The following is a 24181-nucleotide window of genomic DNA, read 5'->3' as shown; positions in this document are numbered from 1 at the left end:
CGTCACGCCCGCCGTGCGCAGCGCAGGAAGATCTGCACCTCGGGCTGGATGTCGGCGGCCGCCGGCGCGTAGGTGTACGAGGACTCGCCGGCGATCTCGAAGCCCGCCCCCTGGACGACCTCGCGCAGTTCGTCGCCGAGGTAGCCGGAGACGCGGATGCTGCTCCCGATGAAGGGGATCGTGAAGTCGTCCACGTCGGCCTCCACCATCGACAGCGCGAACAGACCTCCCGGAACGAGCAGGTGGCGGACGGTCCGCAGAGCGAGCGGGATCTCGCCGCGGGGCAGCATGAGCAGGGAGAAGAAGGCGGTCACCGCTTGGAAGCGGCCCAGGTCCAGGGGGCCGCCGGGCCGCAGGTCCGCGATGTCCGCCCGGTGGAACACCCCGCCGGGCACATGACCGCGGGCCAGCGCGACCATGCGCTCCGACAGATCCACCCCGACGACGTCGAATCCCGCCAGGGCCAGCTGGCGCGCGGTCGGGAGCCCGGTTCCGCAGCCGAGGTCCAGGACCCGGGATCCGGTCCGCAGGGACCCGATGAGCCAGTCGGCGGCGGAGACCTGGCCCTCCTTGTGCGGGAAGGCCTCGTCGTAGCGGTCGCCGATCACGTCGAAGGCCTCGGCCTGACCTGTGCGGTCGAGCCGTAGAGTCCCGTAGTCGAGCCCGTCGGCGGGGTTGCTCACAAGGAATCTCCTCGCAGGCATCATGGTCGATCTCGATTACTTCATATGGGCATGAAGTTATTCATCCCGATGTGACCAATGATGCCCGATTCTGACGACAGTTCTCACGCCGGGATCCCTTGAATCCCGGCGTGAGTGATCCGTCCCCTACGGGGCCACGTCCTCCAGCTGCCGGCCGCTCGTCTCCTCCGCGGCCACGCCGGCGGTGAGCGACCCGACGAGGGCGACCACGGCGAGCGTCACGAAGACGGTGCCGAGCGCGCCGCCCGCGTACACCGCGCCGACGACGATCGGGCCGAGGATCACGCCGAGGCGGTTGACCGCACCGCCGAGGCTCGTGCCGAGGGCCCGCATCCGGGTCGGGAACAGCTCGGGCGTGTACAGGTACAGGCAGATGTTCGCGCCGAAGAAGAACACCGCCGACAGGGACGTCCAGATCAGCACGCTGCTCGCCGAGCCGCCGGCGAAGAGGCCGAGGAGCAGCAGGCACAGGGCGGCACCGCCCAGGCACCACGTGACGGTGTGGCGCCGCCCGATCCGGTCCACGGTCAGGGCGACGACGAGACAGCCGAGGAAACCCGCGCAGGACGTCACGGTCGAGTACAGCAGCGCGTCGGACAGATCCAGGTGGAAGCGGGAGCCGTAGATGGTGGGCAGCCAGGACGAGATGCCGTAGTTGACGAAGTAGCCGCAGAACCACAGGGCGCAGACGACCAGGGTGCGCTTGCGGTAGCGGCCGGTGAGGAGCTCGCGCAGGCCGCTCCTGGCGTGGGACTCGCGTGCGACGGGTGCGGCGGGCGCGGGCTGCGGCAGCGGCTCACCTGTGATCGTCTCGACCTTCGCCTCGATGGAGGCCATCGTCGCGAGCGCCTCCTCGTGCCGGCCGTGGTCGGCGAGCCAGCGCGGCGACTCGGGCACACAGCGCACGACCAGCACGCACAGCACACCCGGGATCGCGGCGAGGCCGAACATCCAGCGCCAGCCGAGCAGCGGCATCAGCCACCAGGCGAGCACCGCGCACGCGGTCAGGCCGGCGGGGAAGACCAGCTCGTACAGCAGGACGAACCGGCCCCGTTTGTGGGCGCGGGTGATCTCGGCGATGAAGGTGGCCGCGACCGGCACCTCACCGCCGATGGCGAGACCCTGCACGAAGCGCAGCGCCATGAACGGCCCCGGCGAGGAGCACAGCGTCAGCAGCAGGCTGCACACGCCCGACAGCGCGATGCACGCCGCGATCACCTTGACCCGGCCGATCCGGTCGGCCAGGCGGCCCGACAGCAGCGCGCCGGCCAGCATGCCCACGGACCCGACCGTGATCAGGGACGTGGTCTGGCCGGTGGTCAGGTGCCACTCGGCGCGCAGTTCGGGCAGCGCGTAGGCGATGAGCAACTGGTCGAAGGCCTCGAAGAAGGTCACCGCGCCGATGATGAGCCGGACGGTGACGTGCCAGCGGCACAGGGGCAGACGTTCGAAGCGGGCGCCGATGGCGGCCACGAGCGCCGCCGTGTCCGCGGGGCGCCCCGCGGTGGCATGGGGAGTGTCGGTCGTCATGGAGGGGTCCTCCGGACCCGCGCACTGGTGCTGTGAAAGGCACAGGATACGCACGGGTGGGTTCGGGCCGGCCCGGCGACGGCGACAGCCGTGCACCGGGGCGGCGACAGAGGTGGGGACGAGGCCAGCTGGCTAAGCGCTAAATCTCTCAGCGCTCAAGTTTTATCCCGTCTGTGAAGCAGGTCGTCAAGGGTTCACCCCTACGTCGATGAAAAAACTTTGCCAGGTCCCCTTGCGGCCAAAATAGTTAAGCCCTTAGATGTTCAGGACTTCGATACATGCCCAACGGAGGTTCTGCCATGTCGCGCACACCGGTCGACGAGATCCTCATCGGGGGGTGCTTCAGGCGCGGCACGGGAACGCCGATCGTGACCGTGGACCCGGCCGACGGCCGCCCGATCACCACCGTCCACGCCGCCTCGCCCGCCGATGTCGACGAGGCGGCCCACGCCGCCGCCGAGGCCGTGGCGACACCGGCCTGGCGGGACCTGCTCCCGCACCGGCGCGCCCGCGTCCTGCACCGGATCGGCGACCTGATCGAGGAGCACGCCGCCGAGCTGTCAGCCCTCCAGACCGCCGACACCGGCAAGACCCGCACCGAGACCCGCGCCCTCGCCCTCAGCGCCGCCGGCACCTTCCGCTACACGGCGGCCGCGCTGGAGACCGCCGAGGACTCGATCACCCCGTCCCGGGGGCCGTACGTCACGATGAGCGTGCACGAGCCGATCGGCGTCGTCGGCGCGATCAACCCGTGGAACTCACCGATCGCCTCGGACGCCCAGAAGGTCGCCCCGGCCCTCGCGGGCGGCAACGCGGTCCTGCTCAAGCCCGCCGAGTGGACCCCGCTCGTCTCCCTCGCCTTCGGACGCCTGGTCCACCAGGTGCTCGCCGAGGAGGAACTGCCGACCGCGCTGCTGTCCGTGCTGCCGGGCAAGGGCCGTGTCGTCGGGGACGCGATCGTCACCCACCCGCTCGTGAAGCGCATCGGCTTCACCGGCGGCACCACCACCGGCCGTGCCATCGCCCGCACCGCCGCCGACAAGCTCGTCCCGGCCTCCCTCGAACTCGGCGGCAAGTCGCCGACGATCGTCCGCGAGGACGCCGACGTCGAGCAGGCCCTCGCGGGCGTGATGTTCGGGGTCTTCTCCTCCAGCGGCCAGTCCTGCATCGCCGGCTCCCGGCTCTTCGTGCACCGGTCGCTGTACGACTCCTTCGTCGGCGAGCTCGTCGAGCGCGTGCGCAAGCTGCGCGTGGGGCCGGGCACCGACCCGGACACCCAGGTCGCCCCGCTCGTCCACCACCGGCACCGCGACGCCGTCGCCGAGTACGTGGACCTCGCGCGCACCGAGGGCGGCCGAGTGCTGTGCGGCGGCGCGATCCCCGACGGCGAGCGGTACGCGGCCGGCGCCTACTACCTGCCGACCGTCATCGACGGCCTGCCGAACACGGCACGCACCTGCCAGGAGGAGATCTTCGGCCCCGTCCTGGTCGCCCTGCCCTACGACGACGAGGACGACTTGGTCCGGCAGGCCAACGACAGCGTCTACGGGCTCGCCTGCGGCATCTGGACCCGCGACGCACACGCCGCCTGGCGGCTCGCCCGGCGCATCGACGCCGGGACCGTCTGGATCAACACCTACAAGCAGTTCTCCATCTCCACCCCCTTCGGCGCGATGAAGGACAGCGGCCTCGGCACCGAGAAGGGCCGCGACCTCATCCGCTCCTACCAGCGGCAGAAGTCCCTGTACTGGGGCACCGACACGACACCCCTGCCCTGGGCCGGCTGACCCGCAACCGGGAGACCACACCATGAACCACCCCCCGATAGCCCGGCTGCGCGCACTGCGCTCCGTCGAACTGCTCACCCCCGAGTTCACGCAGGCCACCGACTTCTACGAGGAGGTCTGGGGGCTGGAGGTCGTCGAGGCCGAGGCCGGCACGAGCTGGCTGCGCGGCACCGGCGAGGAGCACCACGCCCTCCAGCTCACCCGCGCCGACCGCATCGGCCTGGGACGCCTCGCCTTCGCCGTGGCCACGCCCGCCGAGATCGACGAGGCCGCACGACGGCTCCGGGCCCGCGGCATCACCCCCGTCACCGGACCCGGCCCCCTCGACCAGGTCGGCGGCGGCTACGGCCTGCGCTTCCACGACCTGGACGGACGGCTCGTCGAACTCTCCGCCGACACCTGGGCCGTCACCGCCCGCGGACGCGACGCCGCAGTGCCGGTCGGTGTCACCCACGCCGTCCTCAACACACCCGACATCGACGCCTCGGTCGCCTTCTACCGGGACGTCCTCGGCATGCGCGTCTCGGACTGGTCCGAGCACCAGATGGCGTTCCTGCGCTGCAACGCCGACCACCACTGCATCGCCTTCAACCAGGCGCCCTGGGTGTCGCTCAACCACGTGGCCTACGAGATGACCTCGGTCGACCACTTCATGCGCGGTCTCGGCCGGCTCCGCCACCACGGCGTCACCCCCGAGTGGGGCCCCGGACGGCACGGGCCGGGCAACAACACCTTCTCCTACTTCACCGACCCCACCGGCCTCGTCTGCGAGTACACCTCCGAGGTCGCCCAGGTCGTCGAGGACGCCTGGATCTGCAAGGTGTGGCGCCGCACCCCCGAACTCTCCGACGTCTGGGGCACCGCAGGGCCGCCCTCGAAACAGATCCGCGCCCACATGGCGGGCACGCCCGACGGCAGCCCCGTCGTCCCGCCCGTCGACGTCGAAGCCGCCCAGCCCGCCGAAGGAGTCCCCGCATGAGCAGCACCGCACCGCGCCGCGTCGGCCTCATCGGCTGGGGCGCCATCGGCCGCGTCGTCGGCGGCGCCCTCGCCGCCGGCGAGATACCCGGCGCCGAGCTGGTCTGCGTGGTCGACAACCGACCGCTCGGCGACTCGGTCCCGGCCCCCCAACGCACCCTCGAACAGGCCCTGGAAACCTGCGACCTGATCATCGAGGCCGCCGGACAGGGCGTCGTACGCGAGTGGGGTACGACGATCCTCGCCTCCGGCACCGACCTGCTCGTCGCCTCCACCGGGGCGCTCACGGACGAGCGGCTTGCGAAGGAACTCCTCAACGCCGGTCCCGGCCGTGTGTACTTCACCGGCGGCGCGGTCGGCGGACTCGACCTGCTCCAGGCCGCACGCGCCATGGGCCCGCTGGACGACGTGCGCCTGACCACCACCAAACTGCCGTCCACCCTCGAACAGCCCTGGATGGACGAGGAGTTGCTCGGCCGGATGCGGTCGGCCACCGCGCCGGTCGAGGTGATGGCCGGCACCGCGCGGGACGTACCCGTGAAGTTCCCGAAGTCCACCAACGTCGCCGCGTCCGTGGCGCTCGCCGTCGGCGACTCCGACGCGGTACGGGTCAGTGTCGTCGCCGACCCCGCCGCCCGGCACACCTCCCACGTCGTCGAGGCGAGCGGGGCGCACGGCAGCTACCGCTTCGAGGTGCGGCACCTGCCCGACACCGCCAACCCGGCCACCAGCCAGGTCGTCCCGTACGCGGTGCTGCGGTCGCTCGCCGCCCTCGCCGGCCGGACCGGACAGATCCTGTGACGGCCTACGATCCGGCGGGGCTGCACCTCGAAGAGGCCGGCGACAGCGGCCCGCTCGTCCTGTGCCTGCACGGCATCGGCTCGTCCTCGGCGGCCTTCGCACCGCAGTTCGCGGCGCTCGGCGGGTCGTACCGCATGCTCGCCTGGGACGCGCCCGGGTACGCCAGGTCGGCCGACCCGACGGGCCCGTTGACGATGGACGACTACGCCGACCTCGCGGCGGACGTGATCCGGGCCCGCGGCGGCAGCGCCCATGTCCTCGGCGTCTCCTGGGGCGGCGTGATCGCGCTGCGGCTGGCCACCCGCCACCCGGACCTCGTCGAGTCGCTGATGGTCGTCGCCTCCACGCCCGGCTCCGGCACCGACCCGGACAAGGCGACCGCGATGCGGGACCGCGCCGGCGAGCTCGCCCGGCTCGGCCCGGAAGCCTTCGCCGCCGCCCGCGGCCCCCGCCTGCTGTCCGCCGGCGCGCCCGCCGACCTCGTCGAACGCGTCACCGCCACCATGGCGGCCGCCGTCCGTCTGCCCGGCTACGGGCACGCCGCCGACGCCATGGCCGCCACCGACCTGCGCGGCGAACTGCGCCAAGTCACCGCGCCCACCCTCGTCCTGTGCGGCGACCAGGACCGGATCACCGGTCCCGACGCCTCACAGGTCCTGGCCGGCGGTCTGCACCGGACCGCCTACGTGATCGTCAAGGACGCCGGTCACCTGGCCAACCAGGAGCAGCCCGAGCACGTCAACGCCTGGCTCGGCTCCCATCTGCACATCGTCACCCACCGCTAGGAAGGCCTGAATCCCATGCCGCTGACCACCACCGAGTACGACAACGACGGCGCCCTCGCCAAGTACACCGACTCCCTGATCGCCACCCAGGACACCCGCGACCCCGACTGGGGCACCCTGTCCTTCCAGGAGAAGGCCGGCCCGCAGTTCAAGCGCGCGCAGATCCGCTACGTCGGCTCCGGCGCCACCGGCAACCACGAGTACGACAACCGGATCCTGCCCTCCGGCGGCTTCACCTTCTCCAACATGCTGCTGCCGCCCGGCGCCGAGGGCCCGGCCCACACCCACCACGACGTCGAGGAAGCCTTCTTCGTCCTGGAGGGCCAGGTCCGCGTCGGCATCCACCGCGGCCCCGACGAGGTCGAGTACCGCACCCTCGGCTACCGCGACATGATCGTGGTGCCCGCAGGCGTCACCCGCTCCCTGAAGAACGAAGGCGACACCGACGCGCTGTTCTGCGTGATCATCGGCACGCAGAAGCCGCAGGTGCCGACGTACCCCGAGTACTCGCCGCTGTACGGCGTCACCCGTGACTGACCAGGTCGTGGTGACCGGGGCGGGCCGTGGCCTGGGGGAGGCCATGGCCTGCCGGGCGGCAGCCGACGGATACCGGGTCGTGGTCGCCGAGCTCAACCAGGAGTGGGGCGAGCGCACGGCCGAGCGGATCCAACAGGACGGCGGCCGGGCCGAGTTCATGCCTCTCGACGTCGCCGACCCGGCCTCGGTCGCCGCGCTCGCGGACCGGCTGGCCGTCGCCGGCCCGGTCTACGGCCTGGTCAACAACGCGGCGCTCGCCAACGGCGTGGGCGGCAAGGAGTTCCAGGACATCGACGTCGAGACCTGGGACCGGCTCATGGCGGTCAACGCACGCGGCCCCTGGCTCGTCGCCAAGCATCTGCTCCCGCTGATGACGGGGCCCGGCCGGATCGTCAACATCGCCTCGGACGCGGCCCTTCACGGCTCACCGCGCCTCGCCCACTACATCGCCTCCAAGGGCGCGGTCATCTCCCTCACCCGGGCCATGGCCCGCGAACTGGGGGAGCGGGGCATCACCGTCAACGCCCTCGCCCCCGGCCTCACCGAGGTCGAGGCCACCGAGAGCGTCCCGCCCGAGCGGCACGCCCTCTACGCCGAGCGCCGTGCCATCTCCCGGCCGCAGCAGCCCGACGACCTCACCGGCCTCGTGTCCTTCCTGCTCGGCGCGGAGTCCCGCTACCTCACCGGCCAAGTGATCGCCGTCAACGGCGGCTTCACCATGCACTGAACCACCCCATCTGCAAGGAGTACGTCATGGATCTCGGCCTCGCCGGCCGCACCGTCCTGGTCACCGGCGGCAGTTCGGGCGTCGGCCTGGCCACGGTCCGAGCCCTGCTCGACGATGGCGCCCGCGTCGCCACCTGCGGACGCGACCCGGAACGGCTCGCCAAGGCCGCCGCCCGCCTGGGCACCGGACCCGACCGGCTGTTCACCGGCACCTGCGACGTCCGCGACCCGGACGCCGTACGGCACTTCACGGACCAAGCCGCGCGGCACTTCGGCGGCCGGCTCGACGGTCTGGTCAACAACGCGGGCCAGTCCCGGATGAAGCGCCTGGACGAGACCACCGCCGAGGACTGGCGCGACGAACTGGAGCTGAAGTTCGCCGGGGTCCTCAACCCGCTGTCCGCGGCCCGACCTCACCTCCGTGCCTCGGACGCCGCCGCCGTCGTCAACGTCAACGCGGTCCTCGCCAAACAGCCCGAGACCCGCCTCATCACCACCAGCGCAGCCCGCGCCGGCATCCTCAACCTCTCCAAGTCCCTCGCCACCGAACTCGCCGCCGAGGGCATCCGCGTCAACTCCGTGTGCCTCGGCCTCGTCGACACCGGCCAGTGGACCCGCCGCCACGCCGCCGCGGACAGCGGCCTCACCTACGAGGAGTGGCAGGCCGAACTCGCCGCCGACCGCGGTATCGCGCTCGGCCGGCTCGGACGTGCCGAGGAGGTCGCGTACGCGATCGTCGCGCTGCTCTCGCCGCGCGCCTCCTACATCACCGGAACCAGCATCGACGTCTGCGGCGGAGTCGGCCGCGGCATCCTCTGAGGAGTCTGCCCATGCAGTACGACAACGGGGGCGAGCTCCTCGTGGCCCACCTCGAATCCCTCGGCATCGACACCGTCTTCGGCATCGTTTCCGTGCACAACCTGCCCCTGGTCGAGGCTGTCGACCGCCACCTGCGCTTCGTCCCCGTCCGGCACGAGGCCACCGCCGTCAACGCCGCCGACGGCCACGGCCGCGCACGCGGATCCATCGGCTGCGCCCTCACCTCCACCGGCACCGGTGCGGGCAACGCGGCCGGTTCGCTGATCGAGGCCCTGTCCGCCGGGACCGCGGTCCTGCACGTCACCGGGCAGGTCGAGTCGCAGTACCTGGGCAGTGGGCGCGGCTTCATCCACGAGACCAAGGACCAACTCGGCATGCTCAGCGCCGTGTCGACGTACGCGGCCACCGTCACCTCCGCCCGTGACGCCGGGCGCGTCCTGCGCGAGGCGAGCGCGGCGGCACTCGCGACCCCGGGCGGGCCCGCCAGCGTCGAGTGGCCGATCGACCTCCAGTACGCGGCTCAGGAGGACGCGGGCGAGGCCGTCCCCTCCGGCTCCGGCGAGGCTCCCTCCCCGGACGCGGCCGAACTCGCCGCTGCACAGGCGCTGCTGGCAAAGTCCCGTCGCCCGCTCATCTGGGCCGGCGGCGGCGCCCGCCACGCCCGCCCGGAGCTCGCCGCACTGCTGGAGGCCACCGGTGCCGGACTGCTCAGCTCCAACTCCGGGCGCGGCTCGGTCCCGGAGGACCACCCCCTCGTGATCGGCAACTTCGCGACCAACCCCGCCGTGCGCGCCCTGCTCGCCGACGCCGACCTCCTCGTCACGATCGGCACCCACTTCCGCTCCAACGAGACCGCCGACTACAACCTGAAGCTCCCCGACGCCCATATCCAGATCGACGCGGACGCCGCGGCGCTCGGCCGGGTCTACCCCGCGCGCCACGCCCTGCACGCCGAGGCCGCCGCCGTCCTGCCCGCGCTGACCGGGGCCGCCGCCCGCGCCGACGCCGACTGGTCGGCCCGGGTCACCGCCGTACGCGACGAGGTCCGGGCCGCACTCCACGACGACATCGGACCGCAGGCCGCCCTGTGCGACGCCCTCGCCGCGGCCCTGCCGCGCGGCGCCGTGGTCGCCCGTGACGTCACCATCCCGTCGTCGTCCTGGGGCAACCGGCTCCTGCCGATCCACGACCCGCGCGCCAACGTCTTCCCGCGCGGCGGCGGCATCGGCCAGGGCCTGGGCATGGGCATCGGCGCCGCGCTGGCCCGCCCCGACGAGCCGACCGTGGTGATCGCCGGCGACGGCGGCCTCGCCGTCCACTTCGGTGAACTCCTCACCGTCGCCCAGGAACGCCCCCGCCTCACCCTGATCGTCTTCAACGACGGCGGCTACGGCGTCCTGCGCAACATGCAGGACAAGTACGGCGAACGCCGCTCCGGCGTCGACCTGTTCACCCCCGACTTCGGCCCGCTCGCCGCCGCCTGCGCCCTGCCGTACGCCCGCATCGCAGCCCCGGAAGAGGCCGCGCCGGTCCTGGAGGCGGCCCTAGCCTCCGACGGGCCCACCCTCGTCGAGGTCGACCTCACCGCGCTCGGCCCGATGAAGAACCCCTTCACCCCACCCGTCAAGATCCCCACCGCGTAGGGAGGCCACCGTCATGACCACTGCCGACGAGCACGAACTCGACCTCCTGGTCCGCCGGATGACCTGGGAGGCGGACGGCGTCCTCTCCGTCGAGCTGGCCCGGCCGGACGGCAAACCGCTGCCGGCCTGGACGCCGGGCGCCCATCTCGACCTGCACGTGGGCGGGTTCGTCCGCCAGTACAGCCTGTGCGGCGACCCCGCCGACCCGACGGGCTACCGCCTCGGCGTGCTCAACGAGCCGTCCTCGCGCGGGGGTTCCCGCCACGTGCACACCAAGCTGCGCCCCGGCCAGACAGTGCGCGCCGTCGGCCCGCGCAACCACTTCGCGCTGGAGCCCGCCACCTCGTACCTCTTCCTCGCGGGCGGCATCGGCATCACCCCGATCCTCGCGATGGCCCGCCGGGCAGAGCGGGACGGCGTCCCGTACCGCTTGATCCACGGCGGCCGGTCCCGGGCCTCGATGGCCTTCGGCGCCGAGCTGTCCGCCCTCACCGGCGACGTGACCCTCGTACCGCAGGACGAGCACGGCCATCCCGACCTCGCGGCCGCCCTGCGGGACCTGCCTGCCGACGCGCTGGTCTACTGCTGCGGACCGGAACCCCTGCTCAAGGCCGTCGAGGAGGCCTGCCCAGCGGGGCAGTTGAGGGTCGAGCGGTTCGCCGCGCCCGTCGTCGAACGCGACGGCGACGACACCGCCTTCGAGGTCGAGTGCCGCAGATCCGGCGTGACCCTGAACGTCGACGCCGGCACCTCCGTCCTGGAGGCCGCCGAGCACGCCGGCCTTGCCGTCGCCTCCTCCTGCCGGGACGGCATCTGCGGCTCCTGCGAGACCCGCGTCCTGGCCGGTACCCCCGACCACCGTGACTTCCTGCTCAGCGAGGCCGAACGCGCCACCGGCGAGACGATGATGCTCTGCGTCTCCCGGTGTGCCTCCGACCGCCTCGTCCTGGACCTGTGACCCGTACGGAGACCCGCATGACCACCGACACCGCCTGGCCGTACCTCGAACCGCACCAGACCCGCGGACACGAGCCGACCACCTACGAGCTGAAGCTCGCCCGCACCCTGGAGGAGATCTTCACGCACGACGGCCACGAACTCGGCGACGTCGTCGCCGGGCTCAACGCCCGCCAGGTCCGCACGCCGTCCGGCGCGCCCTGGACCGAGGAGACCTTCCGCACCGAGATGCAGCGCCTGGGAGCCTGAGATGCCACTTTCCGTATCCGACACCGCAGCCCACATCTACGCCCACGGCCTGCGCAACCAGTGGCACGCGGTCGTCCCCTCCGACTTCGTAGCCCCCGGCGGCCTGCGCAAGGTCACCGCCCTCGGCGAGAACTGGCTGCTGTTCCGCAAGGCCGACGGCACCCTGTCGATGCTCGCCGACCGCTGCCCGCACCGCGGCGCACCCCTCTCCCTCGGGAAACACCTGGGCGACCGGGTCGCGTGCTGGTACCACGGCGTCGAGGTCGACGGCTCCGGCACGGTCACCTCCGTGCCCGGCCTGCCCGGCTGCAACCTGGAGGGCAAGACCCTCGTCACCTCCCTCCCGGTCCGCGAGGTCGGCGGCGCGATCCTCGCCTGGTTCGGCGACGAGGAACACCCGGAACCCGCCGAGCTGACCCTCCCGGAGCCGCTCACCGACCCCGACGTGTCCGCCTTCCTCTGCTACGCCGAGTGGAACGTGCCGTGGCGGTACGCCATGGAGAACCTCCTCGACCCGATGCACGGCGCGTTCCTGCACCACGAGTCGCACACCATGTACGACGGCGACACCACGGCCAAGTTCCGCATCCGGGAGACCGAGCGCGGCTACTTCTTCGAGAAGACCGACCAGCGCGGAGTCAACTTCGACTGGGTGGAGCTCTGCCGCACCGGCGTCGACTGGGTGGACCTGTCCATCCCGTACCCGCCGTCGGCGGGACCGGGCGGCGCGTTCGGCATCGTCGGCATGGCCTGCCCGGTGGACGCCGGACGCACCGGCGTCTTCTTCTGGCGCTACCGCAGGGTGACCGAGTGGCAGCGCGACACCTGGCGCTTCCTCTACAAGACCCTCATCGAGGAACGCCACTGGCAGGTCCTGGAGCAGGACCGCGTCATGCTGGAGGCCATGCCCGCCGACGCCGACCAGCGGGAGAACCTGTACCAGCACGACCTGGGCGTGGTCCGCCTGCGGCGCCTGTACCAGGCCCAGGCAGCCGAGCAGGCCAAGGCGGCCGCGACACTCTGAAGCCGTGAGGGAGGGGCGGGCCGCCCGTCAGCCCGCCGCGCCCTCCTCGAATGTGTCCGACTCGACGATGGAGTGCTCCAGCCCGGACAGCAGCCGGGCGAGCTGACGGCGCTCGGTGAGGGAGAGCCCGCCGAGCATCCGGCGCTCGTTCTCCAGATGCTCGGCGAACACCTCGTCCACCTTCTTCAACCCGGCGTCGGTGAGCCGTGAGTACACGACACGGCGGTCCACCGCGTCGCGCTCCCGCACGAGCAACCCGTCGTTCTCCAGCCGGTCCAGACGCAGCGTCACACCCGCCGACGAGATCAGACCGGAGGCGGCCAGCTGGCCCGCCGTGAGCCGATAGGGCGCGCCCGCCCTGCGCAGCGCCGTGAGGACGTCGAACCCGGCGACGGACAGCCCGTGCTTCTCGATCTGCGCCGTGAGCCGCGACTGGTACTGGAGGTAGGCCCGGTGCAGCCGGGCGAGCACCTCCAGCGGCGAGGTGTCCAGCCCGGGGCGCTCGCGCGCCCAGTCCTCCACGATGCGCGCCACGGCGTCCGGCCGCCTCGCCCTGCGCTGAGCCATGTCGTCCCTTCACGGCTGGTCCTGTCGTGAAACGCGGGCTCAGTGGCCCCGCGCACCCCCTGAGAAATCTTAGCCCTGAGACAACCGCGGCGAACATCCACCGTCGTCCGACGGGACGGGGGGCGCCGCGCGGGCTCAGAAGATGCCCTGGCCGGGGACGAGGATCCCGCGCGGGTCGTACGTGCGCTTGGCCCTCGCCAGCCGTGGCCAGGCCGGGCCGAAGTGGGTGCGCCAGTCCGCCCGGGCGAAGGGGATGCTGCCGACCGGGTACTGGGTGCCGCCCGCCGATGCCGCGAGTTCGTAGGCGGACCGGTTGGCCGCCAGCAGCCGGTCGACGGTGGCCGTGTCGTCCGGCGGCGTCGTGCGCAGTACCGCGAAGAGGTACGGCGTCGCGTCGTCGGGCGCCCGCAGCAGCGGCGTGGTGAGGCGGTCGCGCCGGACCGGGTAGACGAGGACGACGCCGGGCCCCAGATCGGCCGGGGTCAGGTCGTCCAGCATCCGGGAGACGAGGGCGCCGGTCGACCTGCCGGGAAGCAGCAGGTTGAGCCAGGGGTGCGCCCAGTCCCAGAGACCGGCCTCCTTCAGCGCGGCGACCGAAGGTGCCAGCCGGTCCAGGAAGTCGTAGTAGGAGAGGTCGGCGATCTGGACGCCGGAGGGGTTGTGGCGCAGGCCGCGCAGCAGGACCGCGTCGTCCGGTGCGGGGCCGGCCGGTGGGCCGTACGCCACCGCCTCCAGGGTGTGGACCCGGAACTCGCCCTCGGGGTCCGCGGAGACCTGGCCCTCGACGTAGTCGAAGCGGCCCTCGCGCACCAGGGTGCGCTGGTCCTGGAGGAAGGTCTCCAGGTCGTCGTACGGCAGCAGGTAGTGGCGTACGGTCCCCGGGGCGCGCACCAGGCGGACGGTGGCGGCGACGATGACGGCGCACTGCCCGAGTCCGGCCAGGGCCGCGTGGAAGAGGTCGGGGCGCCGGGACCGGGAGCAGCGCACGAACTCACCGGCGCCGGTGACGACCTGGAGCTCGGTGACGTTGTCGACCTGGGCGCCGTGCCGATGGGTCTGGCCGCCGATGCCGCCGACGGAGAGGGTGCCGCCGACGGACAGTTCGAGATAGTCGGTGAACACCGGCGGGGTGAGACCGTGCGCGATGGTGGCCTTCGCCAGCTCGCTCCATCTGATGCCGGCGCCGACGGTGACGGTGGTGCTGTGCGGTCCCATGGGGCCGATGCGGGTGAGGGGCGCGGTGTCGATGACGAGGCCGCCCGAGACCTGCGCCTGCCCCTGTGTGGCGTGCCCCTGGCCGCGCGGCGCCACCGGCAGCCGGTGCTCGTTGCAGAACCGGACCATGGTCACCACGTCACGGACCGACCCGGGGCGCAGCACGGCCACCGGGCGGCGGTGCACGATATGGCCGAAATCGTCCGAGGCCGCCGCCAGGGAAGCCTCGTCCGTGCTCAGCGTGCCGTCGAGCGGCGGGATCCCGACCAGGGCCGTTCCGTCCGCCGTGGCGGTCGTGGCCCAGGTGCGGGTGGCGGGGGCGAAGCCGCTCACGGCCGCGCCGGTGACCGTGAGTCCGCGCAGAACGGTACGTCGCGACGGCGTGTGGGACATGCGGGGCCACCTCACGAACTATCGGGGATCACCAAGTCCGCGTCATCCTAGGCGAGTTGAGCCCGCCTGGCGGGAACGAAACGCGCACTTCCCCGCAGGTCAGCCGGATGCGCCCCCGCGCGCCTCCAGCGTGCGCCGCGCGTGCGCGAGGAAGCCCTCCAGGGCGAAATCGAAGGACCGGTCCGTACGGCTGTCACCGAGTGCGGCGAGCGCCTCGGCGAGCCGTGGGGTCGCCGCGACGTCGGCTATCTCCCACATGGCCTCGGGGGCGGCGAGGTCCAGCGCCGAGCCGAGCACCATGTTCTCCAGCGCGATGATGACGGGCATGACGTCCGCCGTACGGAATCCCGCGTCCAGCAGGAGGGTGACGGCGCGCTCGTAGTGCTCTAGGACGCGCGGGGCGCGCACCGGGTTCGTCATCAGCAGCGGGATGGCCCGCGGATGCGCCGCGAAGGCGGCACGGTAGGAGCGCGCCCAGGCCGCCATGGCGGCGTCCCAGGGGCGCAGGTCCAGGGTGGTGGCGTCGATGGCCTCCGCCACCCGTTCGCGCAGCAGCTCCACGATGCCGTCCCGGCCGTCCACATGGTGATACAGCGAACCGGTCTGCACACCGAGCCGGCGCGCGATCTGCGGGACGCTGAACTCGCCCTGCGCGTCGACGAGTTCGAGCGCCGCGGTGGTGATGCGCTCGCGGTCGAGCAGAGGTGTGCGCGGCCGTCCCATGACGTGTGTTCCCCCTCCAGGGTCTTCCCGGTTGCTGAAAGGGAGGTTACATTGCGAAAACCGAAAGCCTTTAGATTTACGGCGACGGACACCCCGCACGCCCGCTCCCCGCCTCTGCTCGCAGCTCAGAAGGGCTTTCCCGTGCCCGTCACCACTCCCGGCCCAGGCCCCGCCGAGGGCGCCCCGGCCGCCGGACCGTCCCTGCGCTCCGGTTCGCTCGGCACCGCCGACATCGCCTTCTTCGTCGTGTCCGCCGCCGCCCCGCTCACCGTCATGGCGGGCGTCGCTCCCCTCGCGATCCTGCTCGGCGGCATCGGAGCCCCGGTCGGCTATCTCCTGGCCGGCATCACGCTCGCCGTCTTCGCGGTCGGTTTCACCACGATGAGCCGCCACGTCCGCAGCGGCGGCGCGTTCTACGCGTTCGTCACCCGCGGACTCGGCCGCCACATCGGCATCGGCGCCGCCCTCCTCGCCCTCATCGGCTACAACGGCATGGAGATCGGCGTCTACGGCCTCCTCGGCAGCGCCACCCAGGACACCACGCACGCCCTCTTCGGCACCGACGTCCCGTGGCTGCCCGTGTCACTGGCCGGACTCCTGCTGATCGGCTACGGCGGCTACCGCTCCATAGACTTCGGCGCCAAGGTCCTCGGCGTCCTGCTCGCCGCCGAGACCGGCATCCTCGCCCTGCTCGCCGCCGGAGTGCTGATCAAGGGCGGGGCGCACGGCCTGTCCCTGCACTCCTTCACGCCCGGCAACGTCCTCGTACCCGGCACGGCGGCGGTCCTGGCCTTCGCGTTCGCCGCGTTCACCGGCTTCGAGTCGACGGTCATCTACCGCCGCGAGGCCCGCGACCCCGCCCGCACCGTCCCGCGCGCCACCTACATCGCCGTCGCCTTCCTCGGCCTCTTCTACGCGTTCGTCGTCTGGACCGTCATCCAGGCGTTCGGGGACGCCGAGGTCGTCGAGGCCGCCGGCACCGACCCCGCCGGCCTGTTCTTCTCCGCCATCACGACGTACGTCGGCGCCTGGGCCGCGGACCTCATGCACGTACTGATCGTCACCAGCGTCCTCGCGTCCCTGCTCGCCTTCCACAACGCCATCAACCGCTACGGCCTCGCCCTCGCCGAGGAGGGGATCCTGCCCAAGGCCCTCGCCAGGGTCCACCCGCGCCACGGCTCGCCGTATGTCGCCGGCATCGCCCAGACCGTGCTCGGCGCGGTCGTCGTCCTCGCCTTCGCGGCGGCCGGCGCCGACCCGTACGGACAACTGCTGCTGTGGGTCAACACCCCGGGCATGCTGGGCCTGATGGCTCTGCAACTGCTCGCCGCACTCGCCGTACCCGTCTACTTCCGGCGCGTCAGCCACCGTGAGGGCGTGCTGCGCACGGTGGTGGCGCCCGTCGTGGCCGCCGTGCTGCTCAGCACCGCCATCGTGCTCGTGATCACGCACCTGGACCTGTTCACCGGAGCCTCCGCGGGTGTGAACACGCTGCTCGCGGCCATCGTCCCCGCGGTCTTCCTGGCGGGGCTCGTGCTCGCCGCGTGGCTGCGCCGCCGCAGGCCCGGGATCTATGCCCGGTTCGCGTCCGAGCCGACCGAGGCCGGGACCGGGACCGGGGACGCCACGGCCTCGCAGACGGCGGCCTCCCGGGCCGGGGGCTGACCTCCTGCCTCGCGGCGACAGCGGACCGTCCACGACCGACCATCAAGGAGAAACAGCCACATGCCCACCGCCGACCTCGTCATCACCGGCGCCCGCGTCCGAACCCTCGACCCCGAGCGCCCGCACGCCTCCGCGGTGGCCGTGCGCGACGGTCTCATCGCCGCCGTCGGTGAGGAAGCCGACGTACGGGACTGGCGCGGAACCGGCACCGAGGTCGTGGACCTGGCCGGGGCGTCCCTCGTGCCCGGCCTCGTGGACTGCCACAGCCACCCCGTCTGGGGCCTGGAGATGGCCACCGGCCTCGATCTGTCCTCGGTCCGCGACCTCGACGGACTCCGGGCGGCGCTCGACACGGCCGAACGGACCGACGGATGGGTCGTCGGGTACGGCCTCGACCACAACGCCTTCGAGGGCCGGCCCATCGACCGGGCCCTGATCGAGGACGTACTGGGCGACGCCCCGGCCTTCCTGCGCCTCTACGACGGCCACTCGGCCCTCGTCACCGGCGCCGCCCTGACGGCGGCCGGTGTCACCGGACCCCGGACCTTCGCACAGCGCTCCTACCTCGCGACCGACGCCGACGGGCGCCTGACCGGGCACCTCGTCGAGCACGCCGCGATGGACCTGGTCGGCACGGTCGTACCCCGGGCCTCGCATGCCGAACGGCGCGCCCGGCTGGTCGAGTTGCTGTCGGCGATGGCGGCGACCGGGCTCACCGGAGCCCACGTCATGGACCTCGGCGACCTCGACCTGGTCGACACCGTCGGGCGGGAGACCGTCCTGCCGCTGCGGCTGCGCTTCGCCCCCTGGTGCATGCCGGGCGCCGACAAGGAGGCCCTGGACGAACTCGTCGCCCTCCAGGAACGCGCCGGGCGGCACTGGCGGGTGGGCGGGGTGAAGTTCTTCATGGACGGAACCGTCGAGGGCGGCACCGCCTGGCTTGAACACCCGGACTGCCACGGCCAGGGCACCGACGCCTTCTGGCCGGACCCCGCCGCGTACGGCGAGGCCGTACGCCATCTGCACCGTGCCGGGGTGCGGACGGCGACCCATGCCATCGGCGACGCGGCCGTGCGCCACGTACTCGACACCGTCGAGTCGCTCGGACCGGACGCCCGTCTCGTCCACCGAGTGGAACACCTGGAGTCGGTGCCGGACGACACCGTGGCCCGGTTCGCGCCGCTCGGTGTCATCGCCTCCATGCAGCCCCCGCACACCGGTTACACCCGGGCCGACCGGTCCGACGAGTGGTCCCGGCGGCTGGGCGCGGAGCGTGCCTCGCGTGCCTGGCGCCTGCGGGACCTGCGGGACGCGGGCGCGGTCGTCGCGCTCGGCTCGGACTGGCCCATCGCCCACTTCGACGCCCGTGCGGTCCTGGCCACCGCCCGGGCGCCCCGGGGTGCTGCCTCGGCCAGGGCGGGACTCACCGGTCTCCAGGCACTTGAGGGCTGCACCTCGCACGCGGCCCTCGCGGCCGGCGAGACGTCCGCCGCCGGCCGTATCGCCGTAGGGTTCCGAGCCGATCTGACCGCGCTGGGCGTCGATCCCGTCGACGCGGGCGGCGACGAGGTCGCCGAGGCGCCGGTGCGTCTCACCGTGACGGGCGGACACGTCGTGCACCGCGAGGTCTGAGCGGGCACGCGATCGCGGGGTGCGGCGCCGTCCGCGCCTCAGGAAGGCGCCGCACTTCGTCAAGAGCCTTACGCCCATGGTGAGTTCAGGGCAGCTCGGCCCGCTCCGGGCTCTCGTCGAGGAAACCGCCCGACTGGTGCTGCCACAGCTTGGCGTAGGCGCCGTCCCTCGCGAGCAGTTCGTCGTGGCTGCCCTGCTCGACGATCTGCCCGCGGTCGAGCACGACGAGCCGGTCCATGGTGGCGACCGTGCTCAGCCGGTGCGCCACCACGAGCGCCGTCCGCCCCTCCACGAGCCGCCACAGCGCCTCCTGCACGAGGAGCTCGCTCTCCGAGTCCAGGGCACTGGTGGCCTCGTCGAGCAGCAGGATCGGCGCGTCACGCAGGATCGCCCGCGCCAGCGCGACCCGCTGGCGCTGACCGCCCGACAGCTTGATGCCGCGCTCGCCCACCATGGTGTCGAAGCCCAGCGGCAGCGCGTCGGCGAACTCCGTGACATGCGCCGCCTCGGCCGCCCGGCGGATCTCGGCGTCGTCCGCGTCCGGCCGGCCGAAGGCGATGTTGTCCCGCAGCGTGCGGTGGAACATCGCCGGGTCCTGCGGGACGTAGGCGATCTGGCCGCGCAGGTCCGTCTGGCGCAGCCTGCTGATGTCCTGACCGCCGATCAGGATCCGCCCGGCGTCGATGTCGGTCATCCGCAGCAGCAGCCGGGTCAGCGTGGTCTTGCCGCCGCCCGACCGGCCCACGAGGCCGAACTTCGCGCCGGCGGGCACCGCCAGGTCGAGACCGTCGAACAGTGGCCGGCCGGTGGTGTGGGCGAAGGTCACCTTCTCGAAGCGGACATCGGAGGAGTCGGTCAACAGCGGCTCCGGCGACGGCGGGTCGAGCACGGTCGGCGGGGTCAGCAGCAGTTCGGTGAACTGCGCGGCCTCCGTCATCGAGCTCTCCAGCCGACGGTAGATCTGGTTGAACTCGAACATGATCCGGGTCGCGTTGCTGTAGTAGGTGAAGGCCACCACGATCGCCTCCACGCCGTGCGCGCCCCCGCCGAGCGTGACCGCCAGCAGCAGTCCCAGCGCGTTCGTCAGCACCGACATCGGCGCCACGAAGGTGTCGATGCGCAGATTGCCGTAGTCCCACGACCGCAGCGTGAGCCGACGGGACGCGGCGACCCGGGAGCGGTGCTCGGCGGCCTCGAGCCCCTCGGCCGCGAACGCCCGCACCGTGTCCATATTCATCAGGCTGTCGGCGACATGCCCCGACACCCGCGCGATCGCCTCCTCCCGCTGGTCGACGAGTGCCTGCCGACGCCGGATCAGCGGCACCACGCACACCGCCGTCACCGTGATCATCACCAGCAGCCCGACCACCAGCAGCGGTTCGTAGCGCCACAGCACCACCGCGCCGAAGGCCAACGGCACGAACATCCCCACGATCTGGAACGTCAGCGTGTCCACGAAGGACTCGAAGCGGGACGCGAAGCTCAGGACCCGCTTGGTCAGCGACCCGGCGAAGTTGTCGTGGAAGAACGCGGCGTCCTTGGCGAACAGCTCGTCCATTCCGACCACGTACAGATGCTCGATGCCCAGAGCGTCCAGGCGGTTCAGGCAGTGCAGCGCCACACGCCACAGCGCTTCAGAGAACAGCAGCACACCGACGAAGCCGGCGACGTACGGCACTGTCGAGGCGACGGTGATGTCCCCGTCGCCGGCGATCTCACCGACGAGCTTGGCGACGATCAGCGGCGCCACATAGTTGATTCCGATGTTGCCGACGGCCGACAGCGCCATCGTCGGCATCGCCAGCCACTTCAGACGGGTCAACTCCCGCCCGTAGTGGCGAAGTGCGAGAAGCACCGACCGCTTGCCCGGCAGAACCCTGCGCGTTTCAGGCGTTCCCATCTCACCCCTGCAATTTCGACTACGTAGAGTCACTGGTCGAATACGCAGTGTCCCGCGACCGAGGCGGCGCAGTCCAAGTGTTTTCCGGGCCGGTGGGAGCGTGCGGGGGGCGTACGGGGCAGGCGAAACCGCGACTTCCCTGTACCACAAGTAACATGATCCACTTTTCTCTCAGGTGCGCTTCACGTCACCGCGGCACCCGCTCGGCCGCCCCCTTCCTTCGAACATCCAGAGGACTTCCATGTCGTCTCAAGGCGATGCCCTCCAGCAGGCGCAGACCGACTACGAGCAGCACATGCGAACCTGCCGGCAGTGCCACGCCGACAGCGCCCGGTGCGCGGTCGCGAAGCATCTGCTGCGGCTGTACAACAACGCCCGAAGAAGCGGTGGGCGAGCGGGCGCGGGGGATCGCTGACCCCTCTCGACGCCCGGCCGGGGCGCACGGCACTCGCGGGGGTGTGCGAGGCTCAACTCCCCTGCCCCGTGGAGGACTTCGTGCGACTTCTGCCCCGCTCGCCGTCCGGCTGGACCATGGCCGTGTTCGGGTCCCTCGCCGCCGGCCTGGGTGTGGTGGGGCTCGTCGCCCCGGACGTCCTGCTGGGGCTGATGGGGTTCACGCCCGTGCCGGACTCCCGGCGGGCCGAAGGGGACCACACGACGGTCTTCCTGACGGCGTCCTCCATGGCGGCGCTCAACATGGGCGTCTACTACGTGCTGGCCGCGCTCTCCGACTGGAAGGCGTTCTTCCGCTGGACCGTGCCCTTCCGCCTGCTGACCTGCGCGGTCTTCACCCTCGCGGTGATCGGCGGCCGGGCACCGTCCGGCTTCCTCGGCGTGGGGCTGTGGGAGGGCATCGGCGCTATCGTCACGGGCGCCGCGCTCCGATACGAGCAACGGCGCGCACCCGCCCGGGAGATGGACGCGGACCCGGTGGTCTGACGCGCGGGCGCGCGGACCTGGCGGGCGGGCCTCGCAAGCCGGTGCATCACATCGGCCCCGGGTCCCGCCCCGTCACTTCAGGACCGTCTCCCACGTGTCGACGGCGTAGTGCACAGCCATCCCGTGCCGTTCGTACAACACCGGAGCGCCCGTGGCGTTGGAGGTGTCCACGCCGAGTCCCACCGTCTCCCGGCCGCGCCCGGCGAAAGCGGCGAACGCGTGCCTCAGCAGCAGGCCGCCGAGCCCCGCGCCGCGCGCCTCGCGCAGTACGCCTATGCTCCGGATCCAGCCCATGGCCTCACGGTCGTCGCGTGCCATGAGGAACCCGGCGTCGCCGAGTTTCTCGGTGCCGGCGAGCCACACCATGGACCAGTCGAGGGTGTCCGCGTCGACGTCGTGCAGCCACTGTTCGTAGGTGCGCGGCTGGAAGTCGAAGTGCTCGGCGAAGCTCGACTGGTACAGCGCGTGGACGCGCGTACGGTCGGCCTCGTCGGTGCACGCCCGCAGTGTCACGCCGGCCGGAGGTTCGGGCGCCAGGTCCTCGGTGGCGTCCAGCGGCCGTTGCAGCACGTGATAGCGCCGTACGGCGGACCAGCCGCGGCGCGTGATCAGGCCGGTGTCGAGGGTCGGCTCGGTGTTGAGGTGCAGATGCACCACCGCCCTGGCCGCACCGTTCTCACGGGCCTTGTCCAGGGCACGGGCCTCCATCGCGTCCAGGATCAGCTCACCGGCGCGCTGGTGATCGGGGAGCACGTAGTGGTCGACGTCGACGCGCTCGCCGCCCGACTCGTCCCACAGCAGGCCGTACGCCACCAGCCGGTCGCCGTCGAAGGCGAGCCAGGAGTCGCGTTCCAGGGCGATGTCGGGCCGTTTCAGATCGGCCTCGACGGTGTGCAGGTCGGTCTCGGGCCGGCCGATCTCGATCCGGTCGACTTCGTTGAGGAGTTCGGTGACGGCGGCCGCGTCGGTGAGGCCGGCCGGACGAAGGGCGTAGGGCATGGCCTCAGGGTCCGGGGCAGGGCGAGGCGGCCGCAACGGATTTTCGCCGGCCGCCCCGCCCTGCCCCTGCCTCGTGCCCTTCGTCAGCAGTCGGGCACGCCGGCGATCTTCTCGCCGCCCCGGATGTAGAGGTTGTTCACCCACGCGATGTCGCTGCCGGCGAACTCCTGCACGGCGGTCCACCAGTTGTTGCCGCCGACAGCGGGGTCATTGACGTACTGGCCCTGGGTCTGGCACACGGCGTCCAGCCAGTACTTCGAACGGACCGCGAGCCGCGGCGAGTCGGTCGTCGGCCGGCTGCGCAGGTTGACGTCCGTCGCCCAGATGTAGACGTCGGTCAGGGTCGGGTCGCCGTTGTTGGCGGCGGCGACGGCGGAGCTGCCGGCCGTCGGTGCGGCCTCGGCCGTGGCGGCGAGGGTGCCGACGGAGAGCGCGGCCACCGCCAGAGCGGTGGCGCAGCGGCGCAGCTGTGTCTTCATGTGTGTCCCCCGGTCGTGGAAGGTCAAGGTGATGGTGGTCAGCAGTTCGCGGAAGCGGGCAGGTCGCCGTACTCGTTGCCCTTGAGGTACACGGCGCTCACATAGCCCTCGACGAGCTTGACCCACACGTCGTTGGTGTAGCCGTGGTCGCTGATGGTCTCGCCGTGCACCCAGCAGTAGGCGCCGCGCGGCTGGTTGGCCGCGACGCTGCCGACCTTGGCGTAGGAGCGTGCCGGGCCGGAGCGGACGTTGACCGTCTCGTAGGGCACTACGGCGTATGGCGCGGCCATGATGCGGGCGCCGCCCTGGTCCGCGGTGGATGCGGCGACGGCGGTCGCCGCGGTGAGCGGACCGAGCAGGGCGAGCGCGCCGACGCCGACGAGCGCGGCCCGGGCGATGGTGCGACTGGGCATGGATGTTCCCCCTGTTTCCGACTGTGCGGAGTGTTCCGGCGGGTGGTTCGCCGACGCCTCGAACACTAGGGAAAGCCGTTGCACGGGGGACCCTGACACTTACCAGGTACCGCTCCGGCGACAGGGGCCCCTACGGTCCTGACGACGAGGAATGCGAAGCCGGACGACGGCGGGCACCACCGTCACGACGACACCACCGACCCATGAAAGAGGGCTCGTATGCGCCGCCGTACGCTCCAGACCCTGCTTGCCGCATCGGGCGCCGCCGCGATGCTGGCGCTCACCCCGGTCGCCGCCGACGCCGCACCGTTCTCGGGCGGCAACTACGGGGCCTACGGATTCGAGGGTCAGTACCCGACCGTCGGCGGCTGCACCGGAAGCTTCCGGCAGGTCGGGCCGACCAAGACCGCCTCGGGCATGTCCCTGAAGTACTTCTACTCCGACAGGTGCGGCTCCTACGCCCGCATCGACAACTCCCGCAACAACTGCGCCGCCGTCATCGAGCGTTCGAACTCCGGGGCGGGGAACGCGGACGGCTGGGTCTCGGAGACCGTCGACCCGGGCATCAACTACGCCTACACGAAGATCGGCAACAACCTCAGCGGCCGCGTCTCACGCGCCCTGCTGACGTGCGACGGGCACGTCCTGGCGTACACGAACTGGTACTGACCGCCGCGGGGCGTCGCGGCGCCGGCACGGCCCGGTCGGGAACGGGG

General features: G+C 72.0%; 25 protein-coding genes. 16 read left to right on the top strand and 9 right to left on the bottom strand.

Features of this window, described 5'->3' with window-relative positions; translation table 11 throughout:
* Positions 1–2 precede the first annotated feature (2 nt).
* Positions 3–704, bottom strand: a complete 702-nt coding sequence (locus tag CP983_RS02330; protein WP_125525768.1) for a class I SAM-dependent DNA methyltransferase — start codon at positions 702–704, stop codon at positions 3–5.
* 126 nt (positions 705–830) lie between these two features.
* A complete protein-coding gene (locus CP983_RS02325; RefSeq protein WP_150498322.1) occupies positions 831–2234 on the bottom strand; it encodes an MFS transporter in 1404 nt (467 codons plus the stop codon).
* A gap of 299 nt (positions 2235–2533) precedes the next feature.
* Between CP983_RS02325 and CP983_RS02320 the strand changes: the two genes are divergently transcribed.
* The 11 genes from CP983_RS02320 to CP983_RS02270 are packed head-to-tail and all read left to right on the top strand — an operon-like array spanning position 2534 to position 12540.
* Positions 2534–4021 (top strand): aldehyde dehydrogenase family protein, encoded by a 1488-nt coding sequence (locus tag CP983_RS02320; protein WP_150498321.1) that lies wholly within the window; start codon positions 2534–2536, stop codon positions 4019–4021.
* Between the two features lie 22 nt (positions 4022–4043).
* Positions 4044–5000, top strand: a complete 957-nt coding sequence (locus CP983_RS02315) for a VOC family protein (RefSeq protein ID WP_107910383.1) — start codon at positions 4044–4046, stop codon at positions 4998–5000.
* Positions 4997–5800, top strand: coding sequence for an aspartate dehydrogenase domain-containing protein (locus tag CP983_RS02310; protein WP_150498320.1), 804 nt, complete (start codon positions 4997–4999; stop codon positions 5798–5800). The genes CP983_RS02315 and CP983_RS02310 overlap by 4 nt, the downstream gene beginning before the upstream one ends.
* Entirely contained in the window at positions 5797–6585 is a 789-nt protein-coding gene (locus CP983_RS02305; protein WP_150498319.1) for an alpha/beta fold hydrolase, read from the top strand. Before CP983_RS02310 ends, CP983_RS02305 begins: the two co-directional genes overlap by 4 nt.
* A 15-nt stretch (positions 6586–6600) precedes the next feature.
* On the top strand, positions 6601–7122 hold the full coding sequence (locus CP983_RS02300; protein ID WP_150498318.1) for a cupin domain-containing protein: 522 nt from the start codon (positions 6601–6603) through the stop codon (positions 7120–7122).
* Entirely contained in the window at positions 7115–7849 is a 735-nt protein-coding gene (locus CP983_RS02295) for an SDR family oxidoreductase (RefSeq protein ID WP_150498317.1), read from the top strand. The genes CP983_RS02300 and CP983_RS02295 overlap by 8 nt, the downstream gene beginning before the upstream one ends.
* Before the next feature lie 26 nt (positions 7850–7875).
* Positions 7876–8667, top strand: a complete 792-nt coding sequence (locus CP983_RS02290) for an SDR family oxidoreductase (protein ID WP_150498316.1) — start codon at positions 7876–7878, stop codon at positions 8665–8667.
* An 11-nt stretch (positions 8668–8678) separates the two neighbouring features.
* On the top strand, positions 8679–10310 hold the full coding sequence (locus CP983_RS02285; protein ID WP_150498315.1) for a thiamine pyrophosphate-binding protein: 1632 nt from the start codon (positions 8679–8681) through the stop codon (positions 10308–10310).
* Between the two features lie 13 nt (positions 10311–10323).
* A complete protein-coding gene (locus CP983_RS02280) occupies positions 10324–11268 on the top strand; it encodes a PDR/VanB family oxidoreductase (protein WP_150498314.1) in 945 nt (314 codons plus the stop codon).
* Between the two features lie 17 nt (positions 11269–11285).
* Positions 11286–11516 carry a recombinase-like helix-turn-helix domain-containing protein gene (locus tag CP983_RS02275; RefSeq protein WP_150498313.1) on the top strand — a complete coding sequence of 77 codons (231 nt, stop codon included), beginning with the start codon at positions 11286–11288 and terminating at the stop codon, positions 11514–11516.
* Between the two features lies 1 nt (position 11517).
* Positions 11518–12540 (top strand): aromatic ring-hydroxylating oxygenase subunit alpha, encoded by a 1023-nt coding sequence (locus CP983_RS02270; RefSeq protein ID WP_150498312.1) that lies wholly within the window; start codon positions 11518–11520, stop codon positions 12538–12540.
* Positions 12541–12567: 27 nt separating this feature from the next.
* Here CP983_RS02270 and CP983_RS02265 read toward each other — a convergent pair whose 3' ends face one another.
* The 3 genes from CP983_RS02265 to CP983_RS02255 all read right to left on the bottom strand — a co-directional run bounded on the left by CP983_RS02265 (position 12568) and on the right by CP983_RS02255 (position 15438).
* Positions 12568–13107 carry a MarR family winged helix-turn-helix transcriptional regulator gene (locus CP983_RS02265; protein ID WP_107910396.1) on the bottom strand — a complete coding sequence of 180 codons (540 nt, stop codon included), beginning with the start codon at positions 13105–13107 and terminating at the stop codon, positions 12568–12570.
* 135 nt (positions 13108–13242) lie between these two features.
* Entirely contained in the window at positions 13243–14715 is a 1473-nt protein-coding gene (locus CP983_RS02260; RefSeq protein ID WP_150498311.1) for an FAD-binding protein, read from the bottom strand.
* Positions 14716–14814: 99 nt separating this feature from the next.
* Entirely contained in the window at positions 14815–15438 is a 624-nt protein-coding gene (locus CP983_RS02255) for a TetR/AcrR family transcriptional regulator (RefSeq protein ID WP_125525747.1), read from the bottom strand.
* 141 nt (positions 15439–15579) lie between these two features.
* Here CP983_RS02255 and CP983_RS02250 point away from each other — a divergent pair, with 141 nt between their 5' ends.
* Positions 15580–17103 carry an APC family permease gene (locus CP983_RS02250; protein ID WP_150498310.1) on the top strand — a complete coding sequence of 508 codons (1524 nt, stop codon included), beginning with the start codon at positions 15580–15582 and terminating at the stop codon, positions 17101–17103.
* A 60-nt stretch (positions 17104–17163) separates the two neighbouring features.
* Positions 17164–18735: an amidohydrolase gene (locus tag CP983_RS02245; protein WP_150498309.1), complete on the top strand. Its 1572-nt coding sequence runs from the start codon at positions 17164–17166 to the stop codon at positions 18733–18735.
* An 85-nt stretch (positions 18736–18820) separates the two neighbouring features.
* Here CP983_RS02245 and CP983_RS02240 read toward each other — a convergent pair whose 3' ends face one another.
* Positions 18821–20635, bottom strand: a complete 1815-nt coding sequence (locus CP983_RS02240) for an ABC transporter ATP-binding protein (RefSeq protein WP_150498308.1) — start codon at positions 20633–20635, stop codon at positions 18821–18823.
* 241 nt (positions 20636–20876) lie between these two features.
* Between CP983_RS02240 and CP983_RS43745 the strand changes: the two genes are divergently transcribed.
* Positions 20877–21050 carry a hypothetical protein gene (locus CP983_RS43745; protein ID WP_163017227.1) on the top strand — a complete coding sequence of 58 codons (174 nt, stop codon included), beginning with the start codon at positions 20877–20879 and terminating at the stop codon, positions 21048–21050.
* 116 nt (positions 21051–21166) lie between these two features.
* Positions 21167–21574: a hypothetical protein gene (locus CP983_RS02235; protein ID WP_189748564.1), complete on the top strand. Its 408-nt coding sequence runs from the start codon at positions 21167–21169 to the stop codon at positions 21572–21574.
* Between the two features lie 72 nt (positions 21575–21646).
* On the opposite strand, the gene CP983_RS02230 is transcribed toward CP983_RS02235, so the two are convergent.
* From CP983_RS02230 to CP983_RS02220, 3 genes are all read right to left on the bottom strand, one after another.
* Positions 21647–22573 carry a GNAT family N-acetyltransferase gene (locus tag CP983_RS02230; RefSeq protein WP_150498306.1) on the bottom strand — a complete coding sequence of 309 codons (927 nt, stop codon included), beginning with the start codon at positions 22571–22573 and terminating at the stop codon, positions 21647–21649.
* A gap of 83 nt (positions 22574–22656) precedes the next feature.
* A complete protein-coding gene (locus CP983_RS02225; RefSeq protein WP_150498305.1) occupies positions 22657–23052 on the bottom strand; it encodes a peptidase M23 in 396 nt (131 codons plus the stop codon).
* Between the two features lie 38 nt (positions 23053–23090).
* The gene (locus CP983_RS02220) at positions 23091–23465 is read right to left on the bottom strand and encodes an SH3 domain-containing protein (RefSeq protein ID WP_150498304.1); all 375 of its coding nucleotides are present in this window, start codon (positions 23463–23465) and stop codon (positions 23091–23093) included.
* Positions 23466–23684: 219 nt separating this feature from the next.
* Here CP983_RS02220 and CP983_RS02215 point away from each other — a divergent pair, with 219 nt between their 5' ends.
* A complete protein-coding gene (locus CP983_RS02215) occupies positions 23685–24134 on the top strand; it encodes a hypothetical protein (RefSeq protein WP_107910412.1) in 450 nt (149 codons plus the stop codon).
* The last annotated feature ends 47 nt before the right edge of the window (positions 24135–24181 follow it).

The organism is Streptomyces chartreusis (assembly GCF_008704715.1).
Classification (GTDB): domain Bacteria; phylum Actinomycetota; class Actinomycetes; order Streptomycetales; family Streptomycetaceae; genus Streptomyces; species Streptomyces chartreusis.
This window is presented reverse-complemented; position numbering and strand designations above follow the sequence as displayed.